The sequence below is a fragment of the Paenibacillus sp. SER-28 genome (assembly GCF_052906305.1).
Genome location: NZ_JBRECM010000001.1, coordinates 902,000 through 914,261, shown reverse-complemented (window position 1 = coordinate 914,261; position 12,262 = coordinate 902,000). Strand labels below are relative to the sequence as shown.

Below are 12,262 nucleotides of genomic sequence, written 5' to 3'. Positions count from 1 at the left end.
CTGGCAACCATCTATTAACCTGTTCTTACATACTTGAATTCATTACATAAAAAAGCGACCGTCCATCTGATTGATGAATGCGGTCGCTTTTCTTTAGGAAATTCGCCTATCTGCTCTCTTCTACAGGATGAATATGATCGGCCAGTCTGCTCAACCTCTCCAGCTGATGACCATAGTCGTACATCGCCGCAGCCACAATGGACAGCCGCAGCATTCCTTCCTGACAATGGTCAAAACGTGTAATCGCATGCTTCATAAATTCGCCGTTGGCTTGCTGAAACAATTCACTTTCGTCCTCATTCGGTTTTAGCTTATCTTCGAATTTCAGTAGAGCATGCTCGTGAAAACGAATCAGCAGCTCCAGATGACTGTCAAAAAAAGCATCCGTTCCTTTTGGCCGTAAAGACTGGAAGTAGTGTCTTTCCACTGCATCCAGTACCTCATATCCTTTGTGTAAACTTCCGAGCATTTGTTTGTATACTACCATTTGTCTCGTTTGACTAAACTTGGAGCGCTTGAGCTTCTTCTGCTCTTCCTCGAACAAATGATATTTGTCCGACAGCGATTTAATGGCTCCCTCCAGATTTCCTTTTTCCTCTTTAAAGACAGACTCCTTAATCTCATCGGAAATGGCAGTACGCAGCAGCAAGGACATGCTGTTAAATACATTTTGAATCTGATTAATAAACTGCCTTTTCGGTTTCGGGGGAAAAACACTAACATTGATGACAAAAGCAGACACAATCCCAATCAAAGTGAGCGCAAAGCGGGTCACCGCAAATTTCCAGTCCCCTGAGGCTTCCATTACAGAAACAACGGTCACGAGTGTCAATCCAACCGTATCAGCCATATTTATTTTCAGACATATCATAAGTACCAATACACATACCAGTCCAACTGCAATCGGTTCATTCGAAAATACCATTCCGCCCAGCAACGCCATGATTGCACCGAGTGTGCTTGTTTGGAGTTGATCCAGAAAATAACGCCACGACCTATATATCGACGGTTGCATGGCAAAAATAGCGGCTATCGCTGCCCCCACAGGCGAATGGGTGTTCAAAAGCGTGCTCAGAAAAAGGGCGAGCGTCACTGCGATTCCCGTTTTTAACACCCGTGCTCCAAAAGCCAAAGCCATCCCTCCTGCTTACCTTTCAAATTTATTCATACCGAATTACTATAATGAAAATTCAATGTAAAGTCCATGCTTTATTATTACCCAAAACAATCGGAGATCAGGAATATTTATGAAATGTACAGTTCCTGCTAGAATACATATCAACAGTATTAACTTATTTGCAACAACGTCACAGGAGGAACTCATCGTGTCATGGATTAGCAAAATGTTAGAAGAGCCCCGAAAGTGGCCGCGTAATATCCGATTGTTTTTTATGGCCAATCTGCTGTACCAGATGGGTACAGGAATGTTTTCTGTACTATATAACCTGTATATCCAAGGGCTTGGCTTTGACGATGATATGAACGGCCAAGTGGTCAGCATGCAGGCGCTAGCGACGGCGTTGTTGTTCATTCCGGTCGGATTTTTGGGGGATCGGACGAGCCGCAAAAATATGCTGGTCATCGGCGCGTTATTCAGCGGCCTGGCCTTTCTCGCCCGTACCTTTACAGATACCAGCGGAAGCATGTTGGTATTTGCCGTAATCTCAGGTGTATTCGCCGCCTTTATTCAGGTGCTGGCTGTGCCTTTTTTAGCGGAAAGCATTAGTAAATCCCAGCGCTTAAAAATATTCAGCTATTACTCTGCTCTTGTACTGGCAGCTCAAGTTCTGGGTAGCTTCGGGGGTGGCGTACTCGCAGATGGGCTGCAGACGTGGGGAAGCACACCGCTATCCAGTCTACGGGTTGCTCTGTTCCTTGGAGGAATGGCAACATTGACTGCTTTTATTCCTCTATTGTTCATCACAAAAACTACGGCAACCGTAGAAGCACCAGCTCCTGCCGAATCTTCACCTCAAACAGAACAAGTACATACACCGCACAGTACACCCGATATCCCTGCCTCAGAGACGCCTGCTGTTTCTTCTGATCGCCGGGTTATTGGACAATTTGTTCTTGCCCAGTTTTTTCTTGGGTTAGGTTCAGGTCTGGTCATCCCGTATCTTAATTTGTATTTTACGAACCGCTTCTCCGTATCGCTCAGCGCAATGAGTTTACTGATTGCACTCGGCCAGCTCATGACCATCCTCTCCATGTTGATCGGGCCTACCCTCGGCAGCCGGATTGGACTGGTCAGAGCTGTAGTTGGCTTCCAACTGCTTTCGCTACCCTTCCTTCTCATTACAGGCTTTACGAACGTGCTATGGATCGCTTCCATCAGCTTTCTATTCAGGCAAGCGCTAATGAATGCAGCCAATCCGCTGCAAACCGCCATTCTCGTCGAACGTGTGTCAGATAAAAATCGCGGCATTGCCAACTCCATTCTCCAGACGACCTGGATGCTAGGCACCGCAGGTATGGGACCTGTACAAGCCTATTTGGTTACAACATATGGCAACTACTGGGGCTATGCCATCACATTTAGCATGACAGGTGTTTTCTATATTTTGTCCTCCCTCGTCTATTACAGAATGTTCCGAGAAAAGCGCCCGTCCGCAGGCCAGCTTTTACAAAACCCGGCAAGCCCGTAAACAAAATCATGACACAATAAAAGCCGGAGCCTCCAAGCGGACTCCCCTGGAACGTCATAGGATAAATGAGAATGGCGGAGGAGGAATGAAGGCATGCTTCGAGTTGCATTATTTACGGACACGTATACGCCTGACGTGAATGGCGCTGCTCTGACCCTGGAACGATGGATTGGCTATCTGGAGACACATGGAGTATCTACGCTCGTCTTCGCACCGGAGGCAGACCATCATCTGCCCTCTGGGCCGGGTGTAGAGCGATTTCGGAGTATTCCCTTTTTATTGTACCGGGAATGCAGACTTGCGATCCCCAACGCCAAACAGATCAACGAGCGTCTGTCAGCCTTTTCCCCGCATTTGATTCATGTCGCTACTCCATTTAACCTTGGCCTGTATGGAACAAGCTACGCAGCCAAACACCATATTCCACTCGTCGCCTCATATCACACCCATTTTGATAAATACCTCGAATATTACAAGCTTCGCTGGCTTGAACCTGCGTTATGGAAATACATGCTCTGGTTTCACAGACATTGCGAAAGGGTATATGTCCCTTCTCAATCAACCTTGGAATTGTTGCGCAATAAAGGAATGGGACAGCTCGAAATCTGGAGTAGAGGCATTGATACTGACCGATTCCAACCAAAGGTGGACCGTAATGCAGTTTGGAAGAAATGGGGCGTTCATGCAGATGCATTTGTTATTTTGTATGTAGGCAGGCTTGCACCGGAAAAGGGGATAGACACATTACTGGATTCCTATCTCCAGTTACCCGATGACGTCCGCGCAGCCTCTGTGCTGGTCATTGCAGGAGATGGTCCATTGTATAAGATCAAAACTGCAGCGGATCTAGGGGTGCCGGAGCATGCAGTCCACTGGCTTGGTTTTGTGAAAGGGCCGGAATTAGCTGAACTCTACGCCGCAGCCGACGTATTTCTCTTCCCTTCCACCACTGAAACCTTCGGTAATGTTGTACTGGAGGCTATGGCGAGCGGTACACCTGTGGTCGGTGCCAATGAAGGCGGGGTAAAAGATAATCTAATCCATGGAAATTCAGGGCTATTGTGTCCTGCTGGGGACGCCGCTGCCTTTGCCAAAGCTGTACACCTGTTGTACGAGGATGCCTCACTTCGTGATGCTATGTCCAGAGCTGGTAGAGCCTACAGCCTGGAGCAGACATGGGACCGTATTTTTGAACGGCTACTGGACAGCTACATGGACGCAGCAACCCTACACCTCGACAGCCGTCCCATGACGCGAATGTAGCCTTCAAAAACAGTGAAATTTCAGATAGCATGATAATGGCGGGATAAATGAATTCTGCTAATACTTTAATTGCTTCAGCAGCTTGTTATGTACCCCACTCAACAAAATCACTGCGGTCAAGGCGCCGATGAACGCAAGAAGCATATCCCATTGAGTATCCCATACATCTCCCTGTGTGCCTAAAAAGGCTTCTGCTGCCGTTCCGGTTGCCTTGGCTACAGCAAACTCAATCAGCTCATACACAGCGCTGATCGCAAGACACACACTAACCGTGAGGAAAGTAAGCCAGCTCCCGCTCCCCAAGGCCGTTTTACGCAACAGCACTTCTCTGACAATGAGTGCAGGTACAAAACCTTGTACAAAATGCCCAAGTCGATCATAATAATTGCGCTCCAGTCCGAACGTATCCCGAATCCAGTTGAACAGTGGCATTTCGGCATAGGTATAATGTCCACCGACAATCAGGATCAATGCGTGCAGCCAGATTAGGGTGTATACCAGATTGGTAAACCGAAATCTACGGTACAAAGTCGCCAGCAGCACAGCTCCCAAAACTGCCGGGAGAACTTCCAGTACCCATGTAAAGTAATCCGCCGGGCGAATTAAAGACCAAATGAGGGCAAGCACCAGCAATACAAGTAAAACAAGCGGGTAGCGATCATTTTTAGACCATGCCGTTGCCTGATTCATCTTCATTCCTCCTCAGCCAAAGCTCTATCCTTCGTTCGTTACGATATGTTTGACACGCCCAACCTGTCCGTCTGTCAAACGCACTTTGATTCCATGCGGATGACGCGGGGAATTGGTCAAAATATCTTTCACCGTTCCTCGCGTCAACTTACCAGTAGACTGATCCTTTTTAAGCACAATATCCACCTGAAGACCAGCGCGGATATCGGATCGATTCTGTCCGTTCATTGTAGCTATTCCTCCTTTGATTTTACATTTTTTGATGATATTCAGCCACTCAGCTGCAATCAAATCACCAGCGACGCCATTCGTCCTGGCGGTTGTTCCCCATCCAGACTACGCACATCGTGGATACATAGCTGACGAGCAAAATGACGAATAGCATCCCACTAAACTCCACAAAATGAGTACGTTGCAAGGAGTCTGCCCATATGGAAGATACCTGTGCATACAGTTGAGAGGGCGCAGAAACAATATCCCATGTGTTCCCTCGAAAGAAACGGCCAATGTAAATACCCAGGCTGCTCAACAAGAGTACCGCCAGCATAAACAGCCAACTAACAAGCCCACCACGTGCACGTTGTACCAACTGTCGTACGGATTCGAGCGATACAAAACCCATTGTCAGGCCAAGTACGGCTACCAGCAGCATTCCCAGTACATGATTCCAAAAGTACGGATTGCCCCAGAAACGTTGCTCCCCGAGAAATGGATATCTGGCGAATACATGCAGCAAATCTGTGATCAAGTAGGGTGTATTGGGATAAAAGAAAAGCCATGCCGCCCCCATAACCCAGAGTAAAAATGTCCTCGTTCCCCGCCTCCACGAGCTGTACATTACATCAAGCAGTAACGTCAACAGCATAGGAATCCAGGCCAACATCATATTCCACCAAATAAAAAGATAAGGGCGGCCCCCTGAGGGCAGTCGCACGTTAATGATCCACAATGTACTGATTACGGAGCATAAGGCCAGTGCTAAGAAAACATAGAGTTTTAGTGGATAATTTAACGATCTTAAACGGGCATACATATGTGTCTTTCCCTCCTTGTAACCGTCCTGCCTTCCTGACGTTCCAATTTACACCTGTTCTGGACAGTGTACACCACAATGGCTTCAAGCTCAATGGAAGCGCTCTACCTCTGCATCAATGAACACAAAAAAGCATCTGTTCTCCGGGAATGTACTTCATCCCCGAAAAATAGATGCTTACTGTGTTTTAGACTTCAATCACAGGTAAAGGCGTAGCTCCGGTAGTTTTAATATTCGGGCAGCATGAATTAGCGTAATATCGCTAACGGCTTATAAATTTCGTCACTAACCCCGTCCATTCGCCATCCGGCGTCCGGAATGCACAATTACCGCTTTTGCTCCATAATGATGCGCATATTCCACAGATTGCACCAGCAGCTCTATCACACGTTGTCGCTTGCTTTCATCGTCAAACCCGAGCAGAACGGAATTCGTGCCGTAATCCGGATCTGGTGTATGAGGAAATGTATTGTGCACACTCGATATGCCATTGTTCCCCGCTCAATCATAGGTTCAAACGTCGTTAGCATTTCCCGGGTAATGTTATAGTTCAGCTCCACCCTGTAAAGCCCAACTGACGGATTTCCTCTTCAAGTTCTCGGCCGACCGTATGCTTTTTTTTATATTCCAACAGTTAGAGGCTAAATAGATAGATTTCTTACAAATGATCTGTTATCACTTAACTACCAAGTTCTCTTTTGTTATGTATATTAACATTATGAAGACGCTCTACATATCATAAAACAAATTTATATTATAAGAAAAAAGCTTATCCATCATCTACTTAAAGACGGATAAGCTTTTACTGTTGTCTAACCTTGTATCCAATTGACCAACGAATGTACTGTCAATGTACCCGGCACAGCTGTCACAAATGCTGATGAACCGTTACGCATGGCCAAGAATTCCACTGTCTTCGGAATACCAGGAGCCAGATCCAGATGGTTGTCGCTGAAAATACCTTCCTGCTCTGCCGATAGCCACACGTGCCTAGCAAGTACATCCGAACACAGCATGAATCTGCTGCCCCCGCTTCCCTGAATCTCTGTCACTTCAATTTTTGTCTGCGATAAATCCATCTCTTTCGTGTCTGCAAAATAAATTTCACCAGAGGCCACCTGTTCACCATTCTGCGTTAGACGCGCGACCAGCATATGCTCCGCACGGTTCAGGCCGCTCAGCCATTTGTCGATAGGCAGTATATGTACAATTCCTGCACCGCCTGCTGATTGCTTTACCTTAACGTTCTCTTCATGAATTGCCTGGCTGCTACGGATATGCAAAAGAGTCAGCCGCAGCGTACCTGATATCGGCTCTAGTGTATCGTTGACTAGATGCAGGGCCTTATTCCCCTGTTCTGTATCGGTTGCACTCAACAGCACATCAGCAAAGCTGCGCTTAGCCGTATATTGGAGCGCCTTCCAACGACCAAAATAGTCCATACTCGACCAGGAGGCAACGGGCCAGCAGTCATTCATTTGCCAGTATAATGTTCCCATGCAATAGGGCTTGTGACGACGATGCGCCTCTATAGCTGCTTTCATTGCTTCTGCCTGTAAAATTTGGCTCATGTGAAGAAAACATGTAAAATCCTTTGGCTCTCGCATGTATCGCTCCATATATTCTTTAATCAGACGATTGCCCGCATCGTTCTTCTGATGTGCCAGCATCACCTCAGATTCCAGCTCCAAATCCTTCTCTTCCGCATAAGTACGAACAGACTTGTATTCAGGAAAGGACTGAAAACCATATTCACTCATAAAACGACCCACATGTACATGATAATTCTCAAACGGCTCAGACGCGTGCCATACACCCCAATAGTGAATATCACCTGCAGTTGAAGACCGATGGGCATGCTGGTTCCGATCTCTGGTCAGGTCAATCAGCGGGGAGGAGGGCCAATAGGCTGTCTGCGCAGACCAGGTGTGTACCGCCTCCGGTAGAATCCGATGAAAGAGTGTTTCATAATCATTCCATAGGCGTTCCCGTTGCTCAGGTGTATAGTCCTTTTTCCAGCCCCAGCCTCCATTCTCTTCATAATGCGCCCATGCAGAATCGATCTCATTGTTGCCGCACCATAAGGCAATGCAGGGATGATGACGCAGCCGCTTAATATTGTCCTCGGCTTCCTGTACCACATTGTCCATAAAATCCTCATCCCCCGGGTACATACTGCAGGCGAACATAAAATCTTGCCACACGAGCAAACCGTATTCATCACAAAGCTCATAAAATATGTCTTGTTCATAAATACCGCCACCCCACACCCGCAGCATATTCATATTCGAGGCAGCTGCACTGGCAATTTCATACCGATATCGTTCCATCGTAACTTCAGTGACAAAGCTGTCATTCGGAATATGGTTAGCCCCTTTTGCAAATACAGGAATTCCGTTCAGCTCAAAATAAAAGCTCTCTCCTGCTGCATCCCGTTCACGTACAAGACGGATGGAACGCAGTCCCGTTTTTACTGATTTTTCCGCGATTACAGCTCCTTGTTCTTGCTCCACCAATTCGGCCACAAACGTATATAAATGCGGCTCCCCCAGCCCACGGCACCACCACAGCTTCGGCTTCTTCATCTCCAGCTCCAGCTCGACCGTCTGCTTCCCCTTCAGCAGCCGTACCGGCTTGGACCACACCTTCCCGTCAGCGGAAATACGCAACTCGGCATCTCTAATCTCATCTGCATTTTCGATCTCTACCACTGCCATGAGTTTAGCTCCTACCGAATTCACCTCGTCCTGTCGAATAAACAAGTCTCTCACGATTAGACCGGACCACGCCTCGATCCGGACCTCTCTCCAGATACCGCTCGTCACCAGCCTCGGTCCCCAGTCCCAACCATAGTGGTAGGGAGCCTTACGCGCGAAAACGCTTACTTTTTTGTCGGACAAACCACCGATCTCGGACTGATCATTGGGGGCAGGGAGTCCATAACCTAAGCTTTCCAGCTTGGGTACATCTTCAGCAATCGGAGAACGAAAACTGATTTCCAGCCGATTTTCCCCTTGCTGAACAATTGCCTTCACATCCTGTCTCCATACCCGAAACATATTATTGGCTGACAAGACATATTGGCCATTCACTTTTACATTCGCGTATGTGTCCAGACCTTCCAACACCAACTCTACACATTGACATTGAAGCTGATCTGCATTTATCTCAAAATGGGCTTCATATATCCAATCCTGCTTATCAATCCACTGTACCTCCATCTCGTTCATACCGATAAACGGATCAGGAATTTTGCCATGCCGTAAAAGATCAGTATGCACACAACCCGGCACTTTCGCGCTGAGCCACTCATCACTTTGTGCTTCCCTAAACCTCCAGCCATCCAACCCTATCACATTAACCATCGTCACAAGCCTCCTATAAGCATGATTGGGAACATCTGGATTCGTCAGTAACATAACAAAAATAACATTAAGCTAACAAAATAGTCAATTGTTTTTTAGAACAAATGGCAAAATACAAAATAAAAGTCGCCCTCTGCCCCTAAACAGGCTAAAAGCGACCTCCTTCGTCTTCACGGTGTATGGTGTCATAACACGTATCTGGACATTAACTATATGTGATTGTGCTGATGGGACGCTCACGGTCATCATTTTCCCGACGGATCCGGGGTGCATGAACTTCCCGTACGAATAGCTCAGCATGTAGCAACTTTTTCTCGACAGGCGAGTTCGGGTTCGTTATGCGCCATAACAACTGGTCCACTGCACGCATTCCCAGCAATTCCTTATCCACTCTAACCGTGGCATAAATCGGCATTTGTTCATTCGTATCGTCAAACCCGGTCACTCCGCAACGCCTCGGAACGTCAATCCCCTTTTCTTTCAGCACATCCACGACTTGCGCAGCAGTCACATCATTAGCACATACAAAAACCTCAGGCAGTTCGTCCTCGGACAACTTTTCCATTTCCTCAGCAAGCGCTTGCGCTCCCCTGTGAAGAAGAGCTTTAATCTGCCGCAATTCTACTCCGCTCATTTCCAGTGTGGAACGATATGCTTCCCAGCGTTCGTAGAAACTGTGAGCGTCATCAATATGACCTACAAACTGAAAGCGGGTATAGCCCCTGCACAGCAAGTCCTTCATTAATTCACTCATGCATGTGCGATTATCTGTAAACACCGTATCACTTAAAAACGCAGAATCCCAATGATCTACCATGACGACCGGAATACCCATCCGATAAATGTTCAGCAACAATGAAGTTGAAATCGTCCCTACCGTGATAATCCCTTTAATCGATTCTGGATTCAGTAAAGAAAACATGTCTTCAGTCGAGGGCTCCGTTAACGTGATCATATCCATACCCTTACGGTTCAGACGCTCGGAAATCCCTTCAAATACAGGCCCCCAGTATCTGGATTCCCTGTTCTGGTACCTAATATTCGGAAATAACACTAGCACGGTACCCGACCATTCTCTGGTATCTGTGTCCCGAGGCTCTACCCCTGTCATTTTGGGATGACTGCGAAAATAGCCCATCTGGGCGGCAAGCTTGACCAGAACCGCCCTTGTCTCTTCACTTACACCGGGTTTGCCTGACAGTGCACGCGAAACAGCGAACTTTGAAACGCCCGCCGCATCCGCAATTTCTTGCAACGTTACTTTTCCACGCATCTTCTCACCCAACCCTATTCGGAATCTTTTTCTACCTCAATCTTTCTAATACACGGGTGTACCTATAAACTGGTACCATCGTAGCATACTTTGTTTTAGATCATCAAATGATTGATTTGTACAAATCCACACCCTGCACCAAAATATGTTTGCTTAATAAAAAAACAAACCGCATAACAAGCAATTATAAATTACTTGACGTGAGGTTCTTTATTTCCTACAATTTACTATTGAAAGCACTTACATTATGTAAATCATACTTATTAAGGGGGATTTGCAAATGTTCATGAACAGGTCGGTACGACAGAGCTCCATTCTACTCCTGTCTTTGCTGCTGCTCGTTACAACGGGCTGCGCGAATGGAACAGGCGGTAAGGCAGAAAAGGAAGATCCTAATGACACCAGTCCCATTACATTTACTTTCTTTGGCGGTGATTCCAGCTCTAACTGGAACAACATGAAGGATGCTGTCGGGCAGGAAATTATCAAGAAAACGGGTGTTACGCTAAATGCCGAACATGCTGTCAATGGCCGAGGCGAGGAAAAGTTTGCTTTAATGGCAGCGAGCGGAGAGTATCCAGATCTCGTGTACCCCAAATCAGACATTGGCAAGTTGGTCGATGCCGGAGCACTCATTGACTTAACAGATCTCATTGATAAATACGGCCCTAACATTAAGAAAGTGTATGGAGACTATTTTAATCGTATTAAATATAGTAGTGAAGATCCAGCCATTTACACGATCCCGACCAATTTGGGTGTGGATCACATCGCGTTTGATGCACAAGCCGGCTTCGAAATTCAGCATCAGGCACTTAAGAAGCTCGGATACCCTAAAATCCGCACCGTTCAAGATTTTGAAAAAGCACTTAAAGATTATGTCGCCAAATACCCTACCACCAATGGCCAGCGAACCATCCCCCTATCACTTGATGCCGAAGACTGGAAAATTCAAATTACAGTGACAAACCCGGCTGTTACTGCTACAGGTGGACCCGACGATGGCGAATATTATATTGATCCTAAAACACATAAAGCCATTCTTCACTACAAGCGCCCAGAAGAACGCGAATATTTCCGTTGGTTGAACCATATGTACAATGAAGGACTGTTGGATAAGGATACTTTTGTGCAAAAAAGTGATCAGTACAAGTCCAAAATCGCCGCAGGCCGTGTCATCGGACTCATTGATCAGGAATGGAACTACCAAGATGCCGAAAATGCGCTCAAGGCAGCAGGTAAGGATGAATTCACTTACGCCCATTTTCCAGTCACTTTAAATGAAAAATACGAGGACCATTCCCTCCAGCCCATTGGCTTCGATACTGCATCCGGGATCGGAATTACAACCTCATGCGAAAATCCGGTGCGAGCTATCAAGTTTCTGGATTTTCTGGCCTCCGACGAAGGACAAATTTTACGCAATTGGGGAATTGAAGGCCAGCATTACAACGTAGAGAACGGCAAACGAGTCATTCCGGCGGATGTGCAACAACGTAAAAACACCGATAACGCTTCTTTTAGCAGAGAGTCAGGAATCGGTTTGTACTGGATATGGGGGCCACATTATGGCGATAGCGTGAAGGACCCTTCTGGCAACTATTACACAACCAATTATCCAGAGATGATTACCGAAAATTATAGTCAAGCCGAAAAAGAGTCCCTTCAGGCATACAAAGCCCAGACGTGGAAAGACCTGTTTCCGAACGAAAAGGATTTTCCGGTAAAAGAGTGGGGTGCTGCCTACAACATGCCTGTTCCGACCGATACGAATTACAATGTTATTTATCAAAAGTCGCAGGACATTGTACGCAAACGGATTCCTGAGGCTGTACTCGCCAAGCCAGATCAGTTCGACGCTGTGTATGACCGCATGCTCCAAGAGCTGGATCAGGCAGGTGTGCCAAAGGCTGAAGAAATCTATACTGGCCTAATCCAAGATCGGCTGAAACTGTGGTACGGTGAAAAATAAGGTTTGCTTTTTAATGAA

General features: G+C 46.7%; 9 protein-coding genes and 1 pseudogene. 3 read left to right on the top strand and 7 right to left on the bottom strand.

The annotated features are described in order from the left end of the window. Positions 1–106: 106 nt before the first annotated feature. A complete protein-coding gene (locus ACUYLD_RS04390; RefSeq protein ID WP_172828310.1) occupies positions 107–1,138 on the bottom strand; it encodes an FUSC family protein in 1,032 nt (343 codons plus the stop codon). 187 nt (positions 1,139–1,325) lie between these two features. Between ACUYLD_RS04390 and ACUYLD_RS04385 the strand changes: the two genes are divergently transcribed. Both ACUYLD_RS04385 and ACUYLD_RS04380 read left to right on the top strand, forming a co-directional pair. Further along, on the top strand, positions 1,326–2,648 hold the full coding sequence (locus ACUYLD_RS04385; protein ID WP_446674492.1) for an MFS transporter: 1,323 nt from the start codon (positions 1,326–1,328) through the stop codon (positions 2,646–2,648). 93 nt (positions 2,649–2,741) lie between these two features. Further along, positions 2,742–3,911: a glycosyltransferase family 4 protein gene (locus ACUYLD_RS04380; RefSeq protein ID WP_446674491.1), complete on the top strand. Its 1,170-nt coding sequence runs from the start codon at positions 2,742–2,744 to the stop codon at positions 3,909–3,911. 57 nt (positions 3,912–3,968) lie between these two features. Here the strand turns inward: ACUYLD_RS04380 and ACUYLD_RS04375 are convergent, their stop codons facing one another. The 6 genes and pseudogenes from ACUYLD_RS04375 to ACUYLD_RS04350 all read right to left on the bottom strand — a co-directional run bounded on the left by ACUYLD_RS04375 (position 3,969) and on the right by ACUYLD_RS04350 (position 10,272). After that, a complete protein-coding gene (locus ACUYLD_RS04375; RefSeq protein ID WP_446674490.1) occupies positions 3,969–4,601 on the bottom strand; it encodes a DUF2238 domain-containing protein in 633 nt (210 codons plus the stop codon). Positions 4,602–4,625: 24 nt separating this feature from the next. Next, positions 4,626–4,829, bottom strand: coding sequence for a YwbE family protein (locus tag ACUYLD_RS04370; protein ID WP_254327879.1), 204 nt, complete (start codon positions 4,827–4,829; stop codon positions 4,626–4,628). A gap of 64 nt (positions 4,830–4,893) precedes the next feature. Further along, a complete protein-coding gene (locus tag ACUYLD_RS04365; RefSeq protein ID WP_165175775.1) occupies positions 4,894–5,634 on the bottom strand; it encodes a DUF1361 domain-containing protein in 741 nt (246 codons plus the stop codon). A gap of 312 nt (positions 5,635–5,946) precedes the next feature. Next, positions 5,947–6,303: pseudogene (locus ACUYLD_RS04360) on the bottom strand (sugar phosphate isomerase/epimerase); the annotation flags it as partial. A gap of 143 nt (positions 6,304–6,446) precedes the next feature. Further along, positions 6,447–8,999 carry a beta-mannosidase gene (locus ACUYLD_RS04355; protein WP_446674489.1) on the bottom strand — a complete coding sequence of 851 codons (2,553 nt, stop codon included), beginning with the start codon at positions 8,997–8,999 and terminating at the stop codon, positions 6,447–6,449. 205 nt (positions 9,000–9,204) lie between these two features. Further along, positions 9,205–10,272, bottom strand: coding sequence for a LacI family DNA-binding transcriptional regulator (locus tag ACUYLD_RS04350; protein ID WP_254327877.1), 1,068 nt, complete (start codon positions 10,270–10,272; stop codon positions 9,205–9,207). A gap of 280 nt (positions 10,273–10,552) precedes the next feature. Between ACUYLD_RS04350 and ACUYLD_RS04345 the strand changes: the two genes are divergently transcribed. Beyond that, positions 10,553–12,244 (top strand): ABC transporter substrate-binding protein, encoded by a 1,692-nt coding sequence (locus tag ACUYLD_RS04345; RefSeq protein ID WP_446674488.1) that lies wholly within the window; start codon positions 10,553–10,555, stop codon positions 12,242–12,244. Positions 12,245–12,262: the final 18 nt, after the last annotated feature.